Origin of the sequence: Vibrio sp. D420a (genome assembly GCF_030248625.1) — a bacterium.
Classification (GTDB): Bacteria; Pseudomonadota; Gammaproteobacteria; order Enterobacterales; family Vibrionaceae; genus Vibrio; species Vibrio fortis_A.
Genome location: NZ_JAHGAN010000023.1, coordinates 252,740 through 277,117, shown reverse-complemented (window position 1 = coordinate 277,117; position 24,378 = coordinate 252,740). Strand labels below are relative to the sequence as shown.

Below are 24,378 nucleotides of genomic sequence, written 5' to 3'. Positions count from 1 at the left end.
GAAACGAAAGGATAACAACAATGACTGATATTACTCGTCGCGGATTCCTTAAAGGAACAGGTATGGCAGCCGGAGCTCTTGCTTTCACGTCGCTAACACCGATGACAGCAGCAGCGGCTAATAAGCGTGGTAAAGGGGTTCTTACTGCTGGTCGCATGGGTCCGATGATCTGTGAAGTGAAAGATGGCAAGCTGGTTTCAACGACCAACGCGCTCGCTCAAACGGTGCCAAACAGCCTACAAACCACAGGCCCAGATCAAGTACATACTAAGGCTCGAATCAAGTACCCAATGGTTCGTAAAGGATTCTTAGAAAACCCTTCAGCACCAACAGGCAAGCGTGGTGATGATGAGTTCGTACGCGTTTCTTGGGATGAGGCTTACAAGCTCATTCATGAGCAACACATGCGTATTCGTAAAGAGAGCGGTGCAGAATCTGTATTTGCTGGTTCTTACGGCTGGCGTTCAAGTGGTGTCCTACACAAAGCGCAAACACTGCTTCAACGTTATATGAGCATGGCAGGTGGTTATTCAGGCCACTTAGGTGACTACTCAACGGGTGCTGCACAAGTGATCATGCCACACGTTATGGGTTCTATCGAAGTATACGAACAACAAACGACACACCCAGTTGTGCTAGAGAGCTCTGATGTTGTGGTTCTTTGGGGTATGAACCCATTGAACACATTGAAGATTGCATGGAGTTCAACGGACTGCTCTGGTCTTGAATTCTTTAACCAACTGAAGAAATCTGGCAAGACGATCATTGCTATCGACCCAATGAAATCAGAGACAATCGAATTCTTTGGTGATGCGGTACAGTGGATTGCACCGCGCCCAATGACCGACGTGGCGATGATGCTGGGTATTGCACACTCACTGGTTAAGAAAGGCAAACACGACGTTGAGTTCTTGAACACTTACACCACTGGCTACGATAAGTTCGAAGCCTACCTAATGGGTAAAGAAGACGGCGTAGAAAAGACACCACAATGGGCAGAAGAGATCACGGGTGTTCCAGCGAAACAGATGGAAGTGCTCGCCGACATCTTCAGCCAAAATCGCACCATGCTAATGGCGGGTTGGGGTATCCAACGTCAACAATTCGGTGAGCAACGCCACTGGATGATCGTAACGCTTGCAGCAATGCTGGGTCAGATTGGTTTGCCAGGTGGTGGTTTTGGCCTTTCTTACCACTACTCTAACGGCGGTAACCCAACGCGCGATGCTGGTGTACTTCCTGCAATCTCTGCTTCTATTGGCGGTGGCTCTTCAGCGGGCAACGACTGGGCAGTATCAGGCGCGGTGAATGCGTTCCCTGTTGCACGTATTGTGGAAGCGTTGGAAAACCCAGGTGCTAAATTTATGCACAATGGTCACGAGTTAACATTCCCAGACATCAAGATGATTTGGTGGGCAGGCGGCGGTAACTTTACTCACCACCAAGACACCAACCGTTTGATTGATGCATGGCAAAAACCTGAGCTGGTGGTTATCTCCGAGATTTACTGGACGGCTGCGGCGAAGCACGGTGATATTGTTCTACCGATCACGACTTCGTTCGAGCGTAACGACATGACCATGACTGGTGACTATTCTAACCAACACTTAGTGCCGATGAAGAAAGTTGTTGAGCCTCAAGGTGAAGCGCGTAATGACTTTGATGTATTTGCTGATATGGCAGAAATGATTAAGGCGGGTGGTCGTGATGTGTTTACCGAGGGTAAAGACGAGATGGCTTGGCTGAAAGGTTTCTACGACGACGCTCAGAAAGCGGGTAAGAAAGCGCGTGTTCGTATGCCGAAGTTCGGTAAGTTCTGGGACGATAACCAGCTGATCGAAATGAAGTTCAACAAGAAAGCAGCTCAGTTCGTACGTCACGCTGATTTCCGTAAAGATCCTGTGATGAATCCACTGGGTACACCTTCAGGTAAGATCGAGATTTATTCGAAAACGATTGAGGGCTACAAACTAGAAGATTGTCCGGCGCACCCAACGTGGATGGAACCGACAGAGTTCTTTGGTAAAGCTAAGGGTGACGAGTTGCAGTTAATGACTGCGCACGCGGCACATCGCCTACACAGCCAGTTCAACTATGCGAAGATCCGTGACGAGTACGCAATTGCTAACCGTGAGCCAATCTCAATTAATACCGAAGATGCAAAAGCGCGAGGTATTAAAACGGGTGACTTAGTTCGTGCATTTAACGACCGTGGTCAAGTTCTTGTTGGCGCACTCGTAACTGATGGTATTAAGCAAGGTGCTGTGTGTATCCACGAAGGTGGTTGGCCAGACTTAGATAAAGAGACTGGTTTGTGTAAGAACGGCGGTGCAAACGTACTAACGCTTGATATTCCAACTTCGCGTCTAGCAAACGGCTGTGCAGCGAACTCTGCACTCGTGAAGATTGAGAAGTACACAGGACCGGCTCTTGAGCTTACAGCATTTGTTCCACCTAAGAACGGTTAGTTGAAATAACTCAATCTGTTGAATCTAAGCCAGCTTAATGCTGGCTTTTTTCTTGTTTTATCTACGGTACTTTTCAAATTTCTTCGCTTGTTTGTGTTGAACCACGCGTAACCTTTAACAGCATAGTCAACTCATTATACGTGCTGTTGATCACTTGTTTCATATCATATTGATTTATAAATTCACATTAATTTTTCTCCTGTTACAATTCGCGATGTGAATATTAATGATAATAATTTGTATTTGCTCGTTGTTTGTATGGATTTAGTTAAGGAGAGAATGATGAAGTGGCAGTTTAAGCTCACCCCACTTTCAATTGCAGTGACTGCATTACTTGGTGGAGGAGCTGTTCATGCAGAAGAGGATGAAACGGTTGTAGTGATAGGTCAGCAGGTCGATGACAATGCGGTAGGACCGGACTTCAGTTATGTTGGTGAGAAAAGTCAAACCGCAACTAAAACGCCGCTTGCCCTGCATGAAACCCCTAGAGCAGTTTCTGTGGTGACACGTGAGCAGATGGATGACCGTGCCTCTATCAGTATCTCTGATGCACTTCAGTATACACCGGGTATTCAGACTAACTATTACGGTGAAGATAATAAACAAGACTGGTTTGTCGTACGTGGCTTCCAACAAGCAGGGACAGGCTTGTATCAAGATGGTACGCGACTGTATTCTGCAGGCTTTTACAGTTGGCAAATTGACCCATTTGGTTTGGAGCGTGTAGAAGTACTCCGTGGCCCTGCATCTGTGCTGTATGGGCAAAACCCACCAGGTGGTCTGATTAATGTTGTTAGCAAGCGCCCACAATTTGATGGTGGTTCAGGTCAAGTAGGCATAGACGTTGGTTCATTTGACCGCACTCAAGTGACACTCGATGTGAACACCGAGGTGAATGATGATGTGGCATTTCGCTTAGTGGCGCTTGGTCGAAAGAATGGCACCAAGGTCGATGACGTTGAGGCGGAACGCTTTATGGTTGCGCCATCGCTGACGTGGAAGATGGGCGATAAAACCGACATCACGTTCTTAGCGAGTTACCAAGAAGATGACTCCGACCCCTATTTGCAGTTCTTACCAATGGAAGGCACGTTAACAGATAATCCAAATGGCAAAATCTCAGACAGTACCGCGGTAGGTAATCCAGATTGGGAAACCTTTGAACGTGAGCAACTCTCGTTAGGGTATGAATTTAATCATGAGTTTAATTCAGCGCTGAGTTTTGGTCAGTCAGCGCGTTACAGTCGTATGGATATCAACTTAAAGCAGATTTACTCGCTAATGTATGCGGCTGATCACCCGACATTTGGTGCCGCTTTAGATCCTACAGGGTCGAGACAAACCGTACTTCGTCAAGCGTCTACAGAAGAGGGGCATTCAGATGCCTTTAACATCGACAATCGATTAGTATTCAACTTTAGAACTGGGGCCATAGAGCACACCTTACTAACTGGTGTTGATTACCAAATGATTGACATTGACAGTAATGATTACGCTGCGGATCCGATTGTCGCTGATGGTAATGTTCTAACTGGTTTAGGTGTTTATGATCCAACGTTCAATGTTTATAACCCAAGCTATACCAACAATATCATCTTGCTTGACCCAAGTTCACCGACCCTTTCTCCTGTGTCTGATGCTGACCTACAAAACTCTGTCACCAAGAACCGCCAGCTAGGCTTATACGTTCAAGACCAAATTCGATTCAATGATTTGATTGTCCAAGCAGGGCTTCGCTACGACGATACCTCTAATGAACAGTCCAACAAGACAACAGGTAGTAATCACAAAGCGGATTACGAGGAATGGACAACTAATTTAGGTGTCGCGTATGTAACGTCGTTAGGGTTTACACCTTACTTTAGTTATGCGCAATCTTTTGAGCCTATCATTAAGACCTCTGTTGCGAATCAGGCGGCGAAACCAGAACGTGGTGAAAGCTACGAAGCGGGTGTGAAATACCTGCCTAAGAGTTTTGAAGGCCAGTTCAACGTTGCGGTGTATGAAGCGACTAAGAAAGACGTGGTGGATGTCATCACTGGTAGTAACCAGGTCAACCAGATTGGTGAAATTCGTAACCGAGGTGTGGAATTGGGTGCTGTGGCTAATGTAACCGAGTCACTTACTCTAATTGGTAACTTAGCGTTCTTAGATTCTGAGATCACCAAAGACCAAGATCAGAATCAAGTGGGTAAAACGCCAGCACAAGTGGCAGACATGATTGGTTCCGCTTGGGCGAAATACCAGTTCTTTGATGGTACGTTAGATGGGTTGAGTATCGGTGGTGGTGTTCGATACATTGGCGAAACTTACGGCGATAACCTCGAGCAAAATAAGGTTCCGTCTTATACCCTCTACGACGCAACGGTAAGCTACCGATTCGCGGATTACAAACTGCAAGTCGCGGCGAAAAACCTGTTTGATAAAGAGTACGTCGCTACCTGTAATTATTACTGTTACTACGGCGACCGTCGCAACGTTATCGCGAGCTTAACTTACGATTGGTAATTTGGGCTTAAAATCTAGCAGGTAATAAAGCATGGTGATGATTGGTCACCATGCTTTTTTTATTTCTAAGTGATCCGAATAACTCCTTGAAGCTTATAGATAAAACTAGAAGAAAGGAGAGTTTTATGAACAGAATCAACCCTAAGAAGCTACTGCACAGTAAGTGGACAGCCGTAACCCCCGTCAATCGTGAAAAGCACTTCATGATTACTGAAATGGAATTTGAAGAAGATGTGGTTGTAAGGTGTGTTCTTGAAGCAGTGATGACAAAGCGTGCTCGTGATATCGACTGGCATGACCTTACCGACAATAGTTTGTGGAAAATGGGTTGGAAGTAACCTTTTTGCTCCGTTTAATTCAGTGCATCTGAGCGTTATCTAGGTTGGTTTTGCCAGTATTGAAGCCCTTCCAATACCCCTGCTGCATGAGTCGCTTTGCTGGTATAAACATTGTCCCTTTGCGAGAGGTGAGCGACTTCTGGGTAGTGGTTGGCCACCAGAATTGAGTTAACGCCATCGATGGTCAGCATTGAGGTATCGTTCGCGGAATCACCCGCCACACACACTTCATCAATAGTTAGGTCGTGTTGTTTCAATAGGTGGTGAATAGCAGAGGCTTTGTTGACGTTCTTCGGGGTGACATCCAAGTACCAATCGTGAGAGTAGGTTAGATCTACCTGTGCACCATGAGCTATGAGCGCACTCGAAATAAGCTGTCTTTGGTGGTCAGTTAATGATCCCTCAAATGTGATTTTATAGTCGCCTTGATGGTTGGGATCCAATTTCCCCATAAAGTCGAAGCCAGACAACGCTTGTTCAACTTTATGTTTATCCCACGTTGCTTTTAGTCGTTGGTGCCAATGTGTATCAGGTTGCTGGATTGGTTGATGATGGTGAATCTGGGTTCCGACGTCGCTGATAATACTGTGTGGTGTTGGGTAGTTATCCGAGGCTAAGCCAACTTTTATGGAAGGTAACGTACGCCCTGTAGCGATAACAAATCGAATGCTAGGCTGATCGCTTAAGTAGTCAAACAATTGGTTGACTCCGTCAGATGAACCACCGTCTAAGGTACCATCAAAATCACACACTAACATCTTAATCATTGTTTTTACTCCATTAAAAATTGCTTTCCTATTAGTTAAGGTTGGCTTACTAAGTTACGAATAACAAGGTCAGATTACGCCACTTTAGAGCAAAAAGATCAGTTTGCCGCGAGTGTCACACTCGGCGAGAGATTAGTCTGCAAGGGACGTAATAGGAAATGGAACAATTGGGAGGAGCGCATTTCACCTAGAAAACATGATGTGAAAAAGGCCGACCACTATATAAGTGATCGGCCTCTTAAACGATTTTGGTCGTTACGCCTATTTTCGTTAGCTCTACCTATTTAAGGTTAGCGCTCGCCTTGTACTTCAAAGTCATCGCTGATCAAGCGTGCGTGACCGTCTTCTTCCACAACCCAATGTTCGCGGTGCACTACGCCAAACGCTTTATTCATTGTCCAGCTCGAAGTCAGAATGTATCCGCCATCTTGGTGCTCTTCCCATTTTACGTCGGTGTAATCGACATCTTTGAAACCTTGGTCAATGATGCCCTGCCAGAAAGCCTGAATTGCTTCGCGACCTTCGAATGTACCAAATGGGCGAGCGTGCATCACGCAATCTTCATTATATTGAGCGGCACAACCTTGCGCGTCTTGGTTGTTGAATGCTGTTTGCCAAGCCGCGATGCCTTTCTTACACGCTTCTAATACTTGATTGCTCATTTTTCTCTCCGATGTGTCGTGTTGGTTAACTAAGACAAAGTTTAGAGCTACTCTTTAATTTGAAAAACAGAGATAATAGAAATAACTGTTTATAAAAAGAGAACAATAAAGTGAATAAGCTAAGACAGATGTCGATCTTTGCTCATATTGTTGAACAAGGGTCGGTTTCCGCTGCTGCCGAGAAGCTCGGCCTTTCAAAATCTGTAGTGAGTCAACATCTAAAAAAGCTTGAGCAAGAGCTCGGTTCTTCACTACTAAAGCGGACAACGCGCAGACAAACCCTTACTCCAATGGGAGAACGGTTTTATTTAAGCTGTAAAGATCTTAATAGCTTAGCGGATTCAGCTTGGGAAATGGCGCAAGCAGAGCAAGAGGAACCACAAGGACGTATTCGCATTACCGCACCTAACGCCTTGATGGACGTGCTGGTGGCTCCAGTGATTGCGGATCTAATGAAACGTTATCCTAAACTGCAGCCAGAGCTAATCAGTGATGATAAACGACTCGATTTCATGAGCAATGATATCGACCTAGCCATTCGTGTCGGCAACTCTCCAGATAGTACGTTAAAGCAAAAACGACTCGGAGGATTTCGAGATCAATTGTGTGGTGTGGCTTCTCTGCAGAGTCAACCCATCGATGAACTACCGTATATCGCTAATGTCTGGCAGGGTAGGCATATCGAGCATAGTTTTACTTCCGATTTTGAAGCGTCAGTGGGTTTCAGCAAACAAGCAAGCTGCGTGACGAACTCCATTCATAGTTGTCTCGCTCTAATAAAAGCGGGGGCGGGAATCGGTGTATTGCCAGATTTCTATTTAAAACAAATAGAACCTGAGCTGGTTAATCTTATGCCGAATCATCAGTTACCCATGAACACGGTTTATGCTCTAAATCCATATACCCACCATACTCCACCATCTGTCTCCCTATGTATTCACTCACTGGAAGAACGTTTGTCACAAGAGCTGTTTAACTGAGGTATCTCAACTTCTAAGTGCAAACATACATGATCTGCTGAGTATAAAGATGAGTGATATCACACATTATAATATTTGTAATACAATAATTCATTATTGTGATGTTTAACCAACTTGTCGTACAAATCTTCATCTATATTATCTTCCGTTGCACAGAGGAAGCTGTGCAATCTATGGAATAAAATAATAAACGTGAAACAAATCATGGAGACTTGTATGATTTTTAAACCCTGCAAACCACTATCTTGTGCTGTCATGTTTGCGCTGCTTTCAGGCTCTGTTGCTGCGGAGCAGCTAAATATTCAATCGGCATCGGACTGGGGTGGGGCACACTCTTCTTATCCTGCTTCAAACGCTATCGATGGTGACACCGATTGGTCGTCACGCTGGGCTGCGCAAAACGCTCCGGTTAATCTGGTACTCGATCTTGGGTCTGTTCAAAATGTTCAAGACGTTAAGATCGCTTGGGGCAAAGGCGAACAACAGACCTATAAATTCGAGATTCGTGCATTGGCTGACGAAAGCTCTAGCAGTTGGGATAAGGTCTACTCCGGGTACAGCGGTGGTAATACATCCGATTTTGAGAGTTATGACGTGCAAGACGTTCAAGCACGTTGGGTTCGCATCAAGGTATTCTCAAACAGTGCTGAGAGTGTGTGGACTAACATTACCGAAGTACAAGTTCATGGCAACGATGGACAAGATTTTGGGTTAGATCCCAATGCACCACCTTCAGACAACTTTGACCTATTGGATTGGTACGTAAGTATCCCGGTCGATGAGGGTGATGGTTATGCGACGTCGATTAAAGAGAACACGCTGGACGCCGGCTACGAAGATGAGTTTTTCTACACCGGAAGTGATGGTGGCTTGGTCTTCTACACGCCAGTTGAAGGGGTAACTACATCAAGCGGTACTAAGTATGTGCGAACTGAGCTACGTGAAATGCTACGTCGCGGTGATACGTCTTACTCAACATCTGGCAAAGAGAATAACTGGGCGTTCTCTTCTATCCCATCCAGTGAGCAAGCGGCATTTGGCGGAATTGATGGACGTTTAAACGCAACGCTAGCAGTCAATCATGTTACGACAACGACTTCTAATACTGAGCAAGTAGGCCGAATCGTGGTCGGTCAAATCCACGCCGAGAAAAATGAACCGATTCGCCTGTACTACCATAAGTTGCCTAATAACGATAAAGGTGCCATCTACTTTGCACATGAAACGTCGAAGTCTACAGGTGGTGATGAAACTTGGTACAACTTATTAGGTAACATGGTTACGTCTGATGGTGATTTGAATAGTCTAAGTGATCCGAGTGATGGTATTGCCTTGGATGAGACTTTCTCATACTCGATTGTGGTGGAAGGCGACAAACTGATCACAACCATCAGTCAGAATGGGACTGAGCTTGCAGCCAAAGAAGTCGATATGAAAAACAGCGGTTACGATGATGCTGATAACTACATGTATTTCAAAGCGGGTATCTACCTGCAAGATAACACCAGTAATGACAGCGATTATGCCCAAGTGACTTTCTATCAGCTTGATAATAGCCACAACTAATCCTCGCACAAGAACGTAAATAGAGGTGATGACACGGCGTCATCACCTCATATTTTAGTATTGGCCTGATGGAAAAGTTGGGGTGTACACTGGGTAGAGTACATTTAACTCGTCTTTAGTCAGATATACCCTTTGTGTATGCGTAACGGTTCCGTCTGTTCGATACACCGCCATTGTGTGTGAAGATACACCAGTTCGAACATTGCAGTATCGAAGTCGGAACAGAACACATGGTCACATTAACGAGGCGAGTGTGTCGTCCAATTGTCAAAGCCCGTTTTCCACCCCAGGAGGGTCGAATCTCTCTTTGCGACTTGGTCGTCTTCAACATAGCTAAACTGGGAAGATAAGCTTTCAATGTCGACATTGGAATGCTGCAACGTTTCGCTATAGAACACATAACTTGGCCAAAAGTCAGGGCGGTTCTCTGACAGAGTGAAAGTGATACGAGCTTTACCTTCAGTCAGTTGTGTTTCACGCTCAATCGTAAAGGTCATTCTTTCTTGGATAGCTCCTAGGTTACAAGTCCAAAGTTGGCACGCATCATACATCTCTTCATAAGTTGTGCCCCAGCGCTGAGCAGCCTCGATGATCAACGGATCTTTAGAAGGGTTCAGGTCGTGATCGCCATCTGGGTCAGTTTGGTCTCCACCTTGATTACCACCGTCATCACCTCCACCAGGAAAAGCGGGTATGCCTGGGTTACCTGGTGTGGTATCACGATCAGGCGATGAGTTGTCTGAACTGTTACATCCAGCTAATAAAGCAACGACAATAGCGGTCAATAAAGCATTCTTTCTCATGTGACTGCACTCTCTGAATTATTTGGCGTCCTTAATCGTGTGAATGAGTGTGTGAAATCAAACTCATTGCTGACGTCCTTTTGATGCGGTCATATTATTGATAAGCTTTATTCGTTACTAAGTAGCTATATGTATATCAGTCATTAGTCATGCTTATTGCTGGTGGTTGAAACTTCATCTCCGATTGTCGGCAATAGTCTCTTTGAGCACTCTGAATAACCATTGGTTCAACGGGTCTTGTTGTTGCGAACGACGACAACTCATCACGTAGCTGATTTCGATATTCAGCGCTTGAGGCAAGTGAATACTCCGACAACCTTCCGGAACGCTGCCGTTGGTTGTGACTCCGAAGTGGTCTGTCTGTAGAACGATATCGTGGACATTTTGTGGATGTGTTACTTCTGCCTTGGGTGTGAACTGAAATCCGATATTACTCAGGCGTTCGATGAGCGGGTACTTATTGTCGTTCCAACCTGCGGTTTTGTGCAGAACAACAGGGTAGTCCGTTAAGCTGTGAACATCAGTGGCAGGGTGGTTGTTACGAACAAAGAAGACCACAGAACCACGACCAAACTCAGTTTGAGCAATAGACTGAGGAAGTGTTTCATCAAAGTAGTGTGCTGCGACGGCATCTTCACCATCAATGATGCGATTTCTCGCATTGGTATCCCAGTGAAGAAATGAAGCCTTAGCGTTGGGCGCCTCTTTCAATAGCTTTAAGTACAACTTATCACCCAGCTGTTGCCAGAAATGGTTGTTGGCGTAAATCTTTATTGAGCCTTGATAGGTTTCAGGGGCAAACCCTTCAGGCTTGATTAAACCTATGCTGCTAATGATACTCTCAAAGTGCTGAATATTCGCTTCTACGAATGAGGTCGGTTCAAACCCTTGCTTGGTCTGAATAAACAATGGGTCGTTTAACTGGGTCTTGAGCTTTGATAGGTTTTTACTGATGGCGCTTGATGTTTTCCCCAAAGCGTCGGCAACCAAACCAACGTGGCGAAGCTCGTACATTTTCTTTAAGACTAAGATATTTTGAATATCGAGGTTGGTGTTCATGTCCTTCTCCGAATACGCATCCATGCGCTCATCTTAATCATAAGTATTAGTCGGAAAGACAAGAGAAGGTCAAAATCTAATTTGGTTAAATCGTTACACAGGGGATAGGGAGTTTCTATTTTGGAAATCTTGGTTTTCCTCGTGACAGCAAAGGGTTAGCGCTAAAGTTCTTTTATCCAAAACGAAGGCATCGAAACGAAATGCATAATTGAAATAACTACTGATGCCGATAGAACGAACCATAGTTAAGAATAATGAGGTGATGTATGAAAAAGCTAATCGCACTAGGTCTAATGGCAATCTCAATGAACACAGCTTTTGCTGCTGACGGTAACTACACGGGTACTATCGATATGACAGCGACCTCAAATAACCAAGTTCAGTCTGAACGCATTACTCCTGAGCCGAAGTTGCAAGGCCGTAATGAAGCATCTGACGGCGGAGTACGCTTTGTATCGCACGCAGATCAACATGAGCCCGTGCTAAATGGTCGTCGTGACTAATAAATGTGTTATTGGGTTAACTGAAAACACCAATCTGTTTGTTAATTCATAGTCTTATCCAGCAGCCTGCACTGAAAATGTGCGGGCTGTTTTATTTTTAGGTAATTAATTGAATTACAAAGCAGAATCGACAAATTATTCCTACACTTAGGTAAGTTTCATTTGCCTAATATAGGGAGAAAGATGTGTTCAATTGGAGGCTAAGTCGACCATTAAACCTCTTGATGTTGTGGATACTGACTTTGTTTATCACGATGGCATCGGTGAATGTTCTGGCGCAAGCACTGCCGGAGCTGGATTACATCGACAGTGAAATCACTAAGCTGAGTGCTGAAAACCCCAAAAATGAAGTGCTCATCGGTCAATATGAGACTCTGAAAGCGCGGGTGGCGAGCCTTGATGAAAAACGCAACAAGCGTGATGAATATTTAAAAGCTATTACCCAGTTTCCGGTGCAGCGCGAACGCTTGATGAAAAGTATTGATAGCGTTGAGTCGCTGGATATATTCAAAACCGATCAACTGGTTAAGTTTAGTGACCTTTCTCAATCTATCGCATCGCTGCAAGCTGCGCTTGTGGAGTGGCGAACCTCTTTTCAAACTAAATCTGAGCAAGCTAAACAACTGGGCACAGCTCGAACAGAGTTGCCGCGCAGTTTGGCTCAGCTTGATAGGCAGATTGAAAAAGCCAACTTGGCGAAGAGCGACAAAGGAGAGGTTATTGATCAGTGGCTGGAGTTAAGTGATTTAACGAGTTTGAAGTTGGATCGTGAAGTCCTTGCCGCTGAGCTGCAAAGCTTAGATGAGCGAACCGAAATCGTTCGTCTGGAGCGCCAGCTACTGGATCGTAAGATCAAGCTTGCTACGCCCTTGGTTATTGATCTTCAAGAACGACTTACCCAAGTAGAGCAGGCTTCGGTGCGCGAGCTTATCGATCAAACCAATAAGCTAAGAGATCAAAGAGATAGCCTAACACTGCCCGAGCAACAAAGATTGCATCGATTAACGACTTTCGCCGAAGAGTTAGAACAAGTTCTGGTTGAGATAGACCAAGCGAGAATCACGGTTCATGAGGTCGATTCAGAGCGAAGAAGTTTAACTAGCGAACTTCGTTTAATTAAAGATAACCTGAATTGGCTGCGTGATAGCACCGCTTTTGGTGATTCGATTCGTGCGCAACTGCAACGCTTGCCCACTGTCGTCGATAGCAGTGAGATCCCGAATAGCATTGCTAATGCCCACATCAGAAAGTACGAAATAGGGCAGACTTTGGACGACTTTGCTGTGGACAAGTCGGTGTCTGAGATTCAGCAAAGCACTGAACCTGTAGATGAGTTGAGCCAGTTGACTCAATTGGTTTTAAAACAACTCACCGATAGTTACGACAAACTGATCGTCGCACTCAGTAAGCTTCAGACTTCCAAAAGCCAGTATGTGTTAGAAGTGAATGGCGCTCGCACCTTCTTACAACAACAGCAACTTTGGAGTCGCAGCAATGTTCCATTGTGGCAACACCTGACCAGCTTTGAGCATGAGGTGTGGTTCGGGGATCAACGTCCGTTTATCGAAAGGTTTCAACAGCTAAGCAAAGAACAGCTTATTACTGTTGGCTCGTTAGTCGCATTTTACAGTGCAACATTGTTTGTTCTTTATATCCGTTTCTCTAAGCGAGCAATTAGTCGCCGATTGGAATATCAAAAAATATTTGGACATCCGCTTAAGGATAAATTCCGATTTACTCTGATTTTGTCTCTTATGGCTTCTCTTCGGGCGATAGCTTTACCGCTTTGGTTTGGGATGACGGCGTATATCGTCCATTGGCTATGGCCGATCTCCAGTTCAGAAGAGATTAAAACCATCACTTTTGCGGCGATGACGGGATTGTTTGTGGTTGAGGTGATATTTTCACTGAGCTCTCCTAAAGGCGTGCTCGACCTACACCTTAGTTGGCCAAGTTACATTTGTGAATATCTGCATGCGGGTGCTAAGCGCGTCCGCTGGCCATTGATTTTGTTGTTAGTCGCGATTTACGCAGCAGAACTCGCAGCGGGTTCAAAAGAAGCTGAAATTTCCCGTGTCTTGTTTTTGGTACTTATCGGCTCTATGTTGGCGGTATACAGCTCTTTGCTTAAAAAGCAGCACCTGCCTTCCACGTTCCCTTCGCCCTTCAACCAAGGTGTATCGTTGTTTGTGATTCGTGCTGTGGTATTGGGTTCGTTCGTTGGGATTCTTGCAATGGCGATTGTCGGTTTATATGTCGCATCTTGGGTACTGTTGATCTATCAGCAATTGACGATTTTCGTGATTCTAGGTGGTTTGTTTATCTATCAGCTTGCCGAGCGCTTCCTCAAGCTTGAGCATCGACAGTTAACCTATCAGCGACTACTGGAACGCCGAGAAGAATTGATTGCACAACAACAAGAGCAAGCTGACGAGCCACCGGAATTGGCAGAGCTCCGAGAATCCATGCCTGATGTTGAAGAACGTGCTTTGGACAGTGAGCAAGTCAGTGAACAGTCGATTACTTTGCTTCGAGGGTTATCTTTAATTGGGCTCGTGATTGCGTTGTTAACTTTGTGGTCGAGCGCTCTAGAGATGACGAGCCAACTCAACAATGTTGTCGTTTGGCAGGTAAGCGAAACCACTGAAGCCGGAGCAAGGCTGGTGGACATTACCATTCAGTCGTTGATTTATGCGGTGATTACGCTGCTAGTGACTATGGTCGGCGTTCGCAACTTACCTGGTGTGTTAGAGCTGCTTATCTTAAGGCGTCTCGACCTTGCTCCGGGTTCGGGTTATGCCATTACCACGCTGCTTAGGTATCTGATTTTGGTGGGCGGTGTGCTGACGGTGTTTGCGATGCTGGGTTTCCAATGGTCTCGTTTGCAGTGGCTGGTGGCGGCGTTTGGTGTCGGTTTGGGTTTTGGTCTACAAGAAATTTTCGCCAACTTCATCTCCGGTTTGATTCTCCTGTTTGAGCGCCCAATCCGGATTGGTGACATCGTGACGATTAACGAGCTATCAGGAACGGTCAGTAAGATACAGACCCGTGCAACGACGATCATCGATTGGGATAACAAAGAGATAGTGGTGCCCAATAAGGTGTTTATCACCGAGAAGTTGATCAATTGGTCTTTAACCGATCCCGTTACACGAGTCGTGATCCCAATTGGTGTCGCGTATGGTACTGATGTCGAAAAAGTAGAGTCGCTTCTTTACCAAATCGCGAGTGAAAACCCACTGGTTCTTGAAGAGCCATCTCCATACGTGGTGTTCCTTGCCTTTGGTGCTAGCAGTTTAGACTTTGAACTACGTGTGCACATTACTGCGATTGAACACCGTTTGAGTACAATTCACTTGATTAACAAGAACATTGATAAGCTATTTAGAGAAAACGACATCGAGATTGCTTTCCCACAAATGGACATTCATGTTCGTGATTGGCCAAATCAGCCAAGTTAATCTGATTATGTTTTCAAGATGAAGGTTGCCGCTTCGAATGAGGCGGTACTTTAATTACTGCCCAACGTTTATGAAAGGAGTCTATCAAGTCCATGTTTGAACCCATTGAGATGGAATTAGATGAGCTCAAAATCGCTGCTTATGCGCCGATCAATAAGTTCTCAGAAGGTGTTAATCACTTGTCGGAATCGGAGCTATCTGAGTCGATACTGAGAAGCATAAAGTTGGACGCGCTATTGGTATCTTCGAATGTCCTAAACCAAACCAAACAACTGATTACCTTATGTCGACAATCAGATACTTTGTTGTTGGTATTTGATAACCCGTCAAATGATATGAGTGCGGTGTCTCGGGTTATCGAGAACTTAATGGCAAAGCTGTTATCACATGAAATGCCGAATAACCTCGATATTGTAGACCTACGAAACTTGTCAGACAGCAGCGACTTTCTGTTTGCTTTTGATAACCACAGTGCAGCATGCGACTTTCTCGACGCCCAAAACTTAGGAAAAGTGGTTGGCGGTGTTCACCTCGCTCATAAAGTGACTGAACTATCGCAATACGAGAATGCAACCAACCAGCTTTTAGATAGATTTCCTGATACTGCATATCTGTGTGCCAGCATTTATAGTGATGGTGTCGGTGAGTCTACAACGGTAATAGGTATTAAATCAGCACCGTCTAGATAGTGATCAGTTGAGTCTGTTCACGAGAAAAAAATATCGCATATTCAATTCATTAGATTGCTGTAGCCATGTAACTGATGTACAACAAGTCTCTTGATAATAATAAGAGAGTAATTGCATGAGCTTAGTAATTAGACAAGTCGCCGTTGAAGATGCGCAAGGCATTACTGAAGTACTTAATCCGATTATCGAAGAAGGTTTGTATACCATTCTTGATACCACTTTTTCTGTAGAGGAAGAGAAGGGCTTTATCGCGAACTTCCCAAAACAAGGCGTGTTTACTGTTGCGGTTGACGAAGAGCAAAACAAAGTCATCGCCTTTCAAAACATCGAACCTTTTGCTTCATACACCAAAGCCTTTGATCATGTGGGTATCATCGGTACCTTTGTTGATGATGAAAGCCGTGGTAAAGGCGTATCGAAGCAGCTGTTCCAATCAACTTTTGAAGTGGCAAAACAGAAAGGCTATGAAAAGCTGTTTGCCTATGTTCGTGCAGACAACGAGCGCGCACTAGCTGCTTATGTGCGCCAAGGCTTTGAAGTGGTAGGCACTGCCAAAAAGCACGCTAAAGTAGGTGGTGTTTATATTGATGAAGTCTTGATCGAGAAATTCTTGTAAGCCCCTCCGCCACCAATAATCACAACTGAACCATTTCAAGGAAAAGAAATTTATATGAATCTAGATATTTACCAAGTCGATGCGTTCACGTCGGCACCTTTCAAGGGCAACCCTGCTGGTGTTTGTATTACCGAGCAGCCATTGAGTGAAGACTTGATGTTTGCTATCGCACAAGAGATGGCGGTATCGGAAACGGCGTTTCTTACATTGCATGATATGAATCTGCGCTGGTTTACGCCTGAGATTGAAGTGAAGTTGTGCGGTCACGGCACACTCGCGATGACTCATGTTTTAGTTGAACGTGGAGATTTGCGTGTAGGAGAGCAGGTCACCTTTGACACATTATCTGGTCCATTAACAGCAGCTGTTTTTGAAGATGGTATTGAGTTGGATTTCCCTCAAACTGAGCTTCATCTCGATCTAGAGTTCAATGAGCCGTTAATCAAAGCGTTAGGAATTGATGCCCAAAATATTGAAGCTTATGGTGGATTTGATTCGAAGGTCTTTATCCAGCTTATAAGTGAAACAGCGGTACACGAGCTAACACCCAATTTTGATGCAATGACGCAACTTCAAGGGCGAGGAGTTGTGGTAACAGCGCTATCAGATGACGAGAACTTGGATTTTATCTCGCGTTACTTTGCCCCTTGGGTTGGGGTAAACGAAGATCCAGTAACGGGTTCTGCGCACTGTGCCTTAGGCCAGTTCTGGAGCGAGAAGTTGGGTAAAAGCACGTTGAGGGCATATCAAGCATCCAAGCGGGGAGGCGATGTTCATGTAGAAGTGTTACCTAATCATCGTATTAAGCTCAAAGGGAGCGCGAAGACGGTGATCAAGGGCGTAATGAGCGTTTAACCATTATCGCGTCAATGCTATGAATCCTTACTAAAAATGGTGATAAGTCGCGAGATTATGCTTATTGTCAGACGCTAGACTAGGCTTTAATCGACGGTTTCTTGAAAATCGTACAGAGATTGGCCTTTTCTTATGAGAGGCGCATTAAAAAGGTGGACTTTACAAAGCGGTTGTACCATCCTGCGTCTCCAATTTCATTCAACCTAAGCAATGAGACGAAGTGTCTGCTGAAACGTTAATCAGCCTCCCGTATCTCATTAATAGTAAGGAGTTCAACTTGAACCTATTTGTAAGAGATCTTACCGTTATCGATTCTTCATACATCTGTGAACACAGAGGGGTCGTGGGAGATAGTTGGATTTTAGATGTCATCATGTCTGGCGAGCTCAATGAAATGAGCATGGTGCTAGATTTCAGCAGGGTTAAGAAGCAGATCAAACACCTTGTTGATGAGTATGTTGATCATCGCTTACTGGTTCCAATGAAAAACTCAGCTATCGTCCATAAGGCTACTAAGCCGGGCTACTCAACGCTTGACGTAATGCGTGGTGATAAGAGTATCCATCTACAATGCCCAGATGAAGCATACTGCCTGATTGATGCAGACGCGATCACTATCGAAAGTATCACAGCGCATGTTTATGACATTCTGCGCGACAACCTACCGAGCAATGTTTCTGGTCTAGAAATTACCCTGCGCCACGAGAAAATTGACGGTGCGTTCTATCACTACACTCATGGCCTCAAGAAGCACGATGGTAACTGCCAGCGCATTGCTCACGGGCACCGTTCGCCTGTTGAAATCCTTGTCGATGGTAATAGAGATGCAGAGCGAGAAGGGGCATTTGCTAAACGTTGGGAAGATATTTACTTGGGTTCGCAAGAAGATGTGACAACGCTAGATGCGCTTAACTTGAGTGAGCATGCACAAGCAGTGACAGACGAAAGCCACTATGCGTTCCGTTACACAGCGCCACAAGGTGAGTTCGAATTAGCCATTGCCAAGAGTGAGACTGAAATCTTACCAACGGACACGACGGTTGAGTTATTGGCGGGCTATATCGCTGACCAAGTAAAACCAAGTCTCAACGATGGCCAGTCACTTCAGATTGTTGCTTACGAAGGTGTCGGCAAGGGCGCAATGGCGTCTCGCTAATCTAACCCAAAAATCATTCATGCACTGGTAATGCAAACGCAAGTTACCAGTGCATTTTTGTTTTCAGCTCCCTACTTAATTGGCTGTTTCAATTTAGCCACTTGCTGCGGCCAAGGGTCTTCAAAATTCGCCCCGTTTTTCCACTGCACCAATTCATAATCACTTAAAAAACACTTCTCTAGTGCGGTTATAAAGCTGTCCACTTCATCTAGCTGTCCAATCACTGTAAGACGACAACGACGATCTCCGAATCGACTGTCAACGCTGTCTATCTTCTCTTGGAGTATCTTTCTATGTTCGAGTGAACGTTAGGTATTTAGGCGGACCATCGCAATTTTTATAAGTCTATCTAGAAAATGGTCGAACAGCATTGAACGCAGGACGCGACTGTGTAGTGTATTTGACAAATAGAAGAGGTCATTCAACCTACTTTAAGGAAAATACGATGCTTGAGTTGGCAGAGTCACATGACGGATTCTTGGGTGTTGAATCTGCTCGTGAAGAAGTCGGAATCACTGTGTCCTACTGGCAAGATTTAGCTTCTATCAAAAAGTGGAAGCAAAACTCGGAACATATGGAAGCTCAGGGATTAGGTCGAAAGTTATGGTATGAGTCGTTTAAGGTGCGTATTGCGTTAGTAGAACGTGACTATGAGTTTGACTTATAGTGTATTTTCTTGGCAGCTAACTCTAGACTCAATACAGGGAATTAATCTGATATGGAAAATCTTAACGCTGTAGAAATCAAATCATTCGTGCCAGCGAAGGACTTTGAACTGTCGAAACGCTTTTACCAGCGTCTAGGATTCGAGATGGCCTCGGAGTTTGACGGTATCGCTTATTTTAAACTTGGTTCATGTGCATTTCTGCTTCAAGACTTCTACGAGCCTGCCCATTGCAACAACTCAATGATGCACCTACTGGTGGAAGATGCGAATAGTTGGTACCAGCACGTTCTGAAACTAAATATCGCCGAAGAGTTTGGTGTCAAAGTTACCGAGCTAGTAGATCAACCTTGGGGAATGTTAGATTTCTGTATCATCGATCCAAGCGGCGTTTTATGGCGCATTGGTGAGAATAGATAAGATGATAAATCAGTAAAAATGCATATCTCCCGAAAGCCTTCTAGCTTTTGGAATCTATTCCTACCCTTGAATATCAATTCCTTGCGCTTGATGGGTTATAAGAACGAACCCTTTCACATCGGGCGCTGCAAGCCTCTAAATCGTTTCTATGTAGGTTGTTCTAAACCTATGACGCATAGATACATAATCGTACATTAAGTTACTGTAAATTAGAGTCAAAATTCGTATGGTTTCTTGTGGGAACGAGATGAAAAAATCTGAGCGATTATGATCAGTGGTAATACAAGGAATGACATGAAAACTACACTACTTCATTTGGGCATTATTTTATTTAGTTTAATATCTAATGTTAGTTTTGCTGCTGATATCTTGCCAATCGAAAAAATATGTAGTTCTGAAATTGTTGAGCACTTGGAAGAGCCTGTAACCAAAGATAAAAAACTATTTTATTATTACCTAAGCTTGCAAGAAGGTAGCTGTTACCCTCAAGTAGATCGAAACAAAATTGATTCTGAAAAAGTAATTAACCATTTTGCTCGCCTTGGAGAGCCATACGCGCAGTATGTCTTAGATAAGGATATCAATAAGCTGCTAACTAAAGCTAGAGAAGGTGATATCGCCGCACAAATTTATTTTGTGGTTAATAACACTGAATATTTGAGTGTTGCTCAAGCTAATACAGCTGAAATAACAATTACTATCCCTGATGAAGAGTTTCAAAAGTACTTGTCGACTATGTTCGATTTGGCTGATAAAGGAGATGCTAGAGCGATCCTTCCCACTATTACATACATGATTGATGCCGCCAATTCTCCTTTGAACGTGCATGGAAGATACAGAGTTGCACATGATCTAGTCGATCGCTTTGGTGAGTTCAATGTGATGTATGCAGCTGTGCTTAATATTTGGAAAGTCTATAACTATGATTATGAGATTTGTGTTTCAAAAGACGAGGCTAAACTAGTCGAAAGACAAAACATGTCCGTGTTATGTAGTTTTGCTTTTGACAGGGAACTATACGAAGAGCTTTCGGCGATGACCGTTGAAGAAAGGTTAATACACTATAGAGACTACATAGCAACAATTAATCACGCTGATGAAGATGTTGAATCCGATGATACCGCCATAGCTTGGCTGGAAGAAATAACAACTGTAGCTGTATACTCTTTGCTTGATGTACCTTACTCAAGGACATTAGTTCCATATATGCGTTATAAGCCAGGTGGCAAGTATAGACATGAGGCACTGCTCTCTCAATATTGGTTTAAAAGTGATGATCATATAAAAGATGATGATGAGTATTACTTTCGATGGTTGCTTATCCTTTCTAGCCATATATATAAAATAAGTGAATCCATCTCGTTAGAAACAAAGAATTATTTCTCTGATACTATTCCATACATCAATAATGCTTATATATATAACATTGCAATGCTTGGTGAGCCCGATAAAGCTGAAGAACTGTATCTAAAAGAGCTCTTTGAGAATGGTGATATTGATTCTTTACGGAATCTAATTTCAATCTATGGACTAAGGAAAAAGGACCCTGTTAAGTTAAAAGCAACGATAGATATTTACTCTGAATATAGACCTGAACTTGCGAAGTACCTACTGAATGGATATAGTCATCATTTTAAAAATGATCTTCCAGAATTTGAATCAAAGGTTAGAGAACATAAAAACTGGGTTAAAGAAAATATTCCCCAAGATGCTGAGACCACACACTTTTACCTCACTTGGAACGATTTAGTTAAACCATATGTAATTGGCCAACTCGATAGATTGATCGCCGAGGAAGGCAGTAAGCCATAAGATTGGCTCACATTAAATTGGCTGTCATAATATTATCTTTGAATCATAACACGCGGCATTTGTCATTCCATCTTTGCTTCGTGTTCATGGTGCAATGTTTGGAAACGCAGTCGTGTTGTGTGCACAGTACTGCGCCAACAAGGCTCTTTTGAAAATGAATATGGACGCTGTAAAACAGAAAAGTATCAAGTATCTCAAAGCGATTGGAGTTGATACTCCTGAGCACTTACCACAAATTGAAAGTTTGGAAGATGTAAGCCCTAGAACGGCACAAGATATTGCATCAAGGTTAAGTGCTTTAGCTTATGTAATCGGATTAGCTTATGATGCCAAAGGGCAAGACTTGCTCGATTTATTAAATCAATATGAACTTTTACCATATGTTAGTGAATATGAACGCCAACTGCTTTCTCAAACAGTAATCGATGAGCAAGACAAAATAAATATTTCTTGGCTGGTTGAAAGTATTCAAGCTTTGGCTTGGTGTATTGGTATTGCAGGCTTAGATCACTTCAGGTGTTGCGATGATGATCTCGCAAGCAAAATACCCTTTAAAAGTGATCCGATTGACTTTATTCGAAATGCACGACTACGCCCAATTCATGAGATCCAAGCGCTGTCGGATTTGCTATATCGTTTGCATTGGTATGTTCGTGAGTGTGCACTTACGAAGCAAAAATGCAGGTTTGATGAAAGCGTGGTATCACAACGACGAAAAGCAATTGATTGGGCTTATGGGGTAGAGGAACATTGGGATGATATCTCACTGGACACATAATTCATTTTACGTGTTTAGGACGAGTTATCGTTAGTGGCATTTTGTCCGTCGAAGTGCAGCACTTTTCTTAGTTTTATCCATGAAGTGGTGATTCGGAACTTACTCAGGCCTTAGACTATCGAGACAAGCGATGAAAAAATTATTTGTTATCTTATTGTCGTTGTTTGCACTTGCAGGGTGTAGTGACTCGCTACCCCAGAATAAGTTGTCATATGTCGGCGAGTGGCAAAGTGTAGACATGTATTTACTAATACTTTCAGATGGCACGATATCTTATAAGCGAACACATAAAGGTGGAACAACTACGATCAATGCACCGATAAAAGAGTTTATCGATGACGACTTTGTTGTTGGTTTTGCCTTTTTGACGACGACTTTTGTCGTGTCTCAGCCTCCCTATTTATCAGATGGGCAGTGGGTTATGGAAGTGGATGGTGTGACATTAATAAAGACTGATGAAATAGGGTTAGGCAAGTAGGTAATCAACTGTTGTGTGTATATGCCTTGATGATATTCGTTGGGTACATTCCATGGGTGGGTGGTGTTATTAGTATCATCAACATTCTGATGATATTTGGAAAGCAAAAGCGCCCGCTTCATGACCGTATCGCGAATACGAAAGTGGTCGTCAGCCAATAGTCGGCGGGTGTGATGGCTGATATGGAGTGGCCTTAGCTGCTAGAACGTCTAAAGCTTTTAATGTCTCTTTACGTTGCACCTGTCAACATATCATTGTGTGAGGGGCTAAGTAAATCTCCCAGCAGAGTGTAAGGAAAGGCCGTCCTTGAAATTCTACGTTTGACAGGCTTTAAGTATTAATCAAGTTCAGACCTCTCGTCTAGCTTAACAGGTTAAAACACAACTATTCAGATGGTAGATGCTGTTTTAACTCTAAGAGCATGAGATAGGCACTTTTTCCGCTTAGCTCATAAGGTTTGAATTCTGTCGAACCCGAAAATTGAAGGTTGAGTAATGAGGTTAGATGGGTTTGTGGGACGTCCCCCATAGACCAATCACCAAATTGTCTCGAATGGATTTCTTTGTAGTAGATGATGGTTACTTTTGAGTGGCGTGGGTCATTTACGATGTGATTGTATGTGTGGTTCAACTCTTCGCGAGAGCCTTCCAAGCATTGTAGAAAGTAGTCGCTGTTATGACTTAACAACCCTGTGATTTTTCGCTCCTCGTTATATTCACGAGACTTTGTAAAAATATCTTGTAGGTCTTGGGCATCACAGTTCTGGGATATCGTACTTACGTAAATTAGTCTAGCAAGAGGCATAAACATCTCTCAATTTTTGCTTAGAGTAATAGTAAATATAATCTATATCACTGGAATTGCTAATTGGCTGATTAGTGGTAAGTAATGTTAGGGAGGACTTGGATGAATCAGGGTAACATTTGTTCTCGCGATAGGAATATCTTTGAGAGTGGGCTAACAACGCCATTGGCACTTCTATCGATAATGTGAGTATAGAGGTGCGTTGTTTTTAAATCAGCATCTTGTATCCACAGAGCAAGCACGAACCATACATTGATTGATAGGATAATTTTTAGTTAAGTGAATATTGATGACTAGACAGTCTTGCAGTGTCTCATGGAGTTATGACTGTTGGCAATTTTCTCGATTTATCTGAACTTTGAAACTGCATGTCTTTACTGTGCGGAGGACGTAGCGACGTTCGGGCATATATTCACGTATATATGACGAAATGGTGGTTTGTGCATCGAGTTTTATTGTCTATGTGCGCATAAAAGTTAGTTTCTTACATCAATTCATGTTAGACAGAACTTCTCTGACTAATAAAGCTGACAAACATCAAATAGGAAGAGTCACATGTCCGAAAAGAAAGGTAATCCAAAAATATTTTTGTTCTCGTTATTACTACCATTTTTTTGGGTTTCTGTTGGTGTGATAATGGATTATCTTTTTCCGGATAAACGCTTGGGTGTTGCGGGGCTGGTTTTAATTGTCTACTTGTCAATTACTCCGATCAGCCTATATATGGCTAAGTGTTATCACAGATATTTCCATACCAATGAAAAAATCAGATTGGTTGTGTATTTTACCGTGTGGGCCCTAATATGTGAGTTTTGGGCACTCTGGTACTATGTTTCATTTGAATCAAACGGTAGCTTAGAAGGCGGCGCTTTATATGTTACCTTAGCAATCACAGCTGGCATCAATTTATTGTTTATGTTTTTAGGCGTGGGGTTCGCTGGAAAAAAGATATTTAGTTACTTTTATGGTAAGCAAGAGCAAGTCAATTAGG

Annotated in this window: 22 protein-coding genes; 17 read left to right on the top strand and 5 right to left on the bottom strand. The window is 43.6% G+C overall.

Translation table 11 applies throughout. The features are described from left to right. Positions 1 to 20 precede the first annotated feature (20 nt). The 3 genes from KI743_RS16195 to KI743_RS16185 all read left to right on the top strand — a co-directional run bounded on the left by KI743_RS16195 (position 21) and on the right by KI743_RS16185 (position 5,314). Positions 21 to 2,468, top strand: coding sequence for a molybdopterin guanine dinucleotide-containing S/N-oxide reductase (locus KI743_RS16195; protein ID WP_285467289.1), 2,448 nt, complete (start codon positions 21 to 23; stop codon positions 2,466 to 2,468). A 282-nt stretch (positions 2,469 to 2,750) separates the two neighbouring features. Further along, positions 2,751 to 4,976 carry a TonB-dependent siderophore receptor gene (locus tag KI743_RS16190; protein ID WP_285467288.1) on the top strand — a complete coding sequence of 742 codons (2,226 nt, stop codon included), beginning with the start codon at positions 2,751 to 2,753 and terminating at the stop codon, positions 4,974 to 4,976. 125 nt (positions 4,977 to 5,101) lie between these two features. Continuing rightward, positions 5,102 to 5,314, top strand: coding sequence for a TIGR02450 family Trp-rich protein (locus tag KI743_RS16185; RefSeq protein WP_150868887.1), 213 nt, complete (start codon positions 5,102 to 5,104; stop codon positions 5,312 to 5,314). A gap of 35 nt (positions 5,315 to 5,349) precedes the next feature. On the opposite strand, the gene KI743_RS16180 is transcribed toward KI743_RS16185, so the two are convergent. Further along, complete coding sequence (locus KI743_RS16180; protein ID WP_285467287.1) at positions 5,350 to 6,081, bottom strand: HAD-IIB family hydrolase; 732 nt, start codon at positions 6,079 to 6,081, stop codon at positions 5,350 to 5,352. 290 nt (positions 6,082 to 6,371) lie between these two features. Then, positions 6,372 to 6,743, bottom strand: a complete 372-nt coding sequence (locus KI743_RS16175; protein ID WP_285467286.1) for a nuclear transport factor 2 family protein — start codon at positions 6,741 to 6,743, stop codon at positions 6,372 to 6,374. Positions 6,744 to 6,853: 110 nt separating this feature from the next. Here KI743_RS16175 and KI743_RS16170 point away from each other — a divergent pair, with 110 nt between their 5' ends. Together KI743_RS16170 and KI743_RS16165 are read left to right on the top strand one after the other, a co-directional pair. After that, positions 6,854 to 7,723, top strand: coding sequence for a LysR family transcriptional regulator (locus KI743_RS16170; protein WP_285467285.1), 870 nt, complete (start codon positions 6,854 to 6,856; stop codon positions 7,721 to 7,723). Positions 7,724 to 7,939: 216 nt separating this feature from the next. After that, on the top strand, positions 7,940 to 9,289 hold the full coding sequence (locus KI743_RS16165; protein WP_285467284.1) for a polysaccharide lyase family 7 protein: 1,350 nt from the start codon (positions 7,940 to 7,942) through the stop codon (positions 9,287 to 9,289). A gap of 239 nt (positions 9,290 to 9,528) precedes the next feature. Here the strand turns inward: KI743_RS16165 and KI743_RS16160 are convergent, their stop codons facing one another. Then, a complete protein-coding gene (locus KI743_RS16160; protein ID WP_285467283.1) occupies positions 9,529 to 10,092 on the bottom strand; it encodes a hypothetical protein in 564 nt (187 codons plus the stop codon). A 174-nt stretch (positions 10,093 to 10,266) separates the two neighbouring features. Further along, a complete protein-coding gene (locus tag KI743_RS16155; protein WP_285467282.1) occupies positions 10,267 to 11,151 on the bottom strand; it encodes a LysR family transcriptional regulator in 885 nt (294 codons plus the stop codon). Between the two features lie 266 nt (positions 11,152 to 11,417). Between KI743_RS16155 and KI743_RS16150 the strand changes: the two genes are divergently transcribed. The 11 genes from KI743_RS16150 to KI743_RS16100 all read left to right on the top strand — a co-directional run bounded on the left by KI743_RS16150 (position 11,418) and on the right by KI743_RS16100 (position 22,583). Then, complete coding sequence (locus tag KI743_RS16150) at positions 11,418 to 11,654, top strand: hypothetical protein (RefSeq protein WP_285467281.1); 237 nt, start codon at positions 11,418 to 11,420, stop codon at positions 11,652 to 11,654. Positions 11,655 to 11,839: 185 nt separating this feature from the next. Then, positions 11,840 to 15,115 (top strand): mechanosensitive ion channel domain-containing protein, encoded by a 3,276-nt coding sequence (locus KI743_RS16145; RefSeq protein WP_285467280.1) that lies wholly within the window; start codon positions 11,840 to 11,842, stop codon positions 15,113 to 15,115. 92 nt (positions 15,116 to 15,207) lie between these two features. Beyond that, a complete protein-coding gene (locus tag KI743_RS16140) occupies positions 15,208 to 15,804 on the top strand; it encodes a hypothetical protein (RefSeq protein ID WP_285467279.1) in 597 nt (198 codons plus the stop codon). 115 nt (positions 15,805 to 15,919) lie between these two features. Then, positions 15,920 to 16,420: a GNAT family N-acetyltransferase gene (locus tag KI743_RS16135; RefSeq protein ID WP_285467278.1), complete on the top strand. Its 501-nt coding sequence runs from the start codon at positions 15,920 to 15,922 to the stop codon at positions 16,418 to 16,420. A gap of 54 nt (positions 16,421 to 16,474) precedes the next feature. Continuing rightward, positions 16,475 to 17,275: a PhzF family phenazine biosynthesis protein gene (locus tag KI743_RS16130; RefSeq protein WP_285467277.1), complete on the top strand. Its 801-nt coding sequence runs from the start codon at positions 16,475 to 16,477 to the stop codon at positions 17,273 to 17,275. A gap of 277 nt (positions 17,276 to 17,552) precedes the next feature. Then, positions 17,553 to 18,431 carry a 6-carboxytetrahydropterin synthase gene (locus tag KI743_RS16125; RefSeq protein WP_285467276.1) on the top strand — a complete coding sequence of 293 codons (879 nt, stop codon included), beginning with the start codon at positions 17,553 to 17,555 and terminating at the stop codon, positions 18,429 to 18,431. Between the two features lie 445 nt (positions 18,432 to 18,876). Then, positions 18,877 to 19,098, top strand: a complete 222-nt coding sequence (locus KI743_RS16120; protein WP_373417841.1) for an antibiotic biosynthesis monooxygenase — start codon at positions 18,877 to 18,879, stop codon at positions 19,096 to 19,098. A 51-nt stretch (positions 19,099 to 19,149) separates the two neighbouring features. Then, positions 19,150 to 19,515: a VOC family protein gene (locus tag KI743_RS16115; protein WP_285467275.1), complete on the top strand. Its 366-nt coding sequence runs from the start codon at positions 19,150 to 19,152 to the stop codon at positions 19,513 to 19,515. A gap of 294 nt (positions 19,516 to 19,809) precedes the next feature. Further along, positions 19,810 to 21,327, top strand: a complete 1,518-nt coding sequence (locus KI743_RS16110; protein ID WP_285467274.1) for a hypothetical protein — start codon at positions 19,810 to 19,812, stop codon at positions 21,325 to 21,327. 154 nt (positions 21,328 to 21,481) lie between these two features. Next, a complete protein-coding gene (locus KI743_RS16105) occupies positions 21,482 to 22,105 on the top strand; it encodes a DUF4272 domain-containing protein (protein WP_285467273.1) in 624 nt (207 codons plus the stop codon). Positions 22,106 to 22,235: 130 nt separating this feature from the next. Beyond that, entirely contained in the window at positions 22,236 to 22,583 is a 348-nt protein-coding gene (locus KI743_RS16100; RefSeq protein ID WP_285467272.1) for a lipoprotein, read from the top strand. 384 nt (positions 22,584 to 22,967) lie between these two features. Here the strand turns inward: KI743_RS16100 and KI743_RS16095 are convergent, their stop codons facing one another. After that, complete coding sequence (locus tag KI743_RS16095) at positions 22,968 to 23,387, bottom strand: BLUF domain-containing protein (RefSeq protein WP_032552181.1); 420 nt, start codon at positions 23,385 to 23,387, stop codon at positions 22,968 to 22,970. 555 nt (positions 23,388 to 23,942) lie between these two features. On the opposite strand from KI743_RS16095, the gene KI743_RS16090 reads away from it, so the two are divergent. Further along, the gene (locus KI743_RS16090) at positions 23,943 to 24,377 is read left to right on the top strand and encodes a hypothetical protein (RefSeq protein WP_285467271.1); all 435 of its coding nucleotides are present in this window, start codon (positions 23,943 to 23,945) and stop codon (positions 24,375 to 24,377) included. Position 24,378: the final 1 nt, after the last annotated feature.

Coding starts and splice junctions, on each gene's coding strand:
- KI743_RS16120 (WP_373417841.1), top strand. CDS start 18,877: ATGCTTGAGTTGGCAGAGTCACATGACGGATTCTTGGGTGTTGAATCT.
- KI743_RS16115 (WP_285467275.1), top strand. CDS start 19,150: ATGGAAAATCTTAACGCTGTAGAAATCAAATCATTCGTGCCAGCGAAG.
- KI743_RS16100 (WP_285467272.1), top strand. CDS start 22,236: ATGAAAAAATTATTTGTTATCTTATTGTCGTTGTTTGCACTTGCAGGG.
- KI743_RS16095 (WP_032552181.1), bottom strand. CDS start 23,387: ATGCCTCTTGCTAGACTAATTTACGTAAGTACGATATCCCAGAACTGT.
- KI743_RS16110 (WP_285467274.1), top strand. CDS start 19,810: ATGAAAACTACACTACTTCATTTGGGCATTATTTTATTTAGTTTAATA.
- KI743_RS16150 (WP_285467281.1), top strand. CDS start 11,418: ATGAAAAAGCTAATCGCACTAGGTCTAATGGCAATCTCAATGAACACA.
- KI743_RS16105 (WP_285467273.1), top strand. CDS start 21,482: ATGAATATGGACGCTGTAAAACAGAAAAGTATCAAGTATCTCAAAGCG.
- KI743_RS16165 (WP_285467284.1), top strand. CDS start 7,940: ATGATTTTTAAACCCTGCAAACCACTATCTTGTGCTGTCATGTTTGCG.
- KI743_RS16185 (WP_150868887.1), top strand. CDS start 5,102: ATGAACAGAATCAACCCTAAGAAGCTACTGCACAGTAAGTGGACAGCC.
- KI743_RS16135 (WP_285467278.1), top strand. CDS start 15,920: ATGAGCTTAGTAATTAGACAAGTCGCCGTTGAAGATGCGCAAGGCATT.
- KI743_RS16090 (WP_285467271.1), top strand. CDS start 23,943: ATGTCCGAAAAGAAAGGTAATCCAAAAATATTTTTGTTCTCGTTATTA.
- KI743_RS16195 (WP_285467289.1), top strand. CDS start 21: ATGACTGATATTACTCGTCGCGGATTCCTTAAAGGAACAGGTATGGCA.
- KI743_RS16155 (WP_285467282.1), bottom strand. CDS start 11,151: ATGAACACCAACCTCGATATTCAAAATATCTTAGTCTTAAAGAAAATG.
- KI743_RS16180 (WP_285467287.1), bottom strand. CDS start 6,081: ATGATTAAGATGTTAGTGTGTGATTTTGATGGTACCTTAGACGGTGGT.
- KI743_RS16140 (WP_285467279.1), top strand. CDS start 15,208: ATGTTTGAACCCATTGAGATGGAATTAGATGAGCTCAAAATCGCTGCT.
- KI743_RS16160 (WP_285467283.1), bottom strand. CDS start 10,092: ATGAGAAAGAATGCTTTATTGACCGCTATTGTCGTTGCTTTATTAGCT.
- KI743_RS16175 (WP_285467286.1), bottom strand. CDS start 6,743: ATGAGCAATCAAGTATTAGAAGCGTGTAAGAAAGGCATCGCGGCTTGG.
- KI743_RS16130 (WP_285467277.1), top strand. CDS start 16,475: ATGAATCTAGATATTTACCAAGTCGATGCGTTCACGTCGGCACCTTTC.
- KI743_RS16190 (WP_285467288.1), top strand. CDS start 2,751: ATGAAGTGGCAGTTTAAGCTCACCCCACTTTCAATTGCAGTGACTGCA.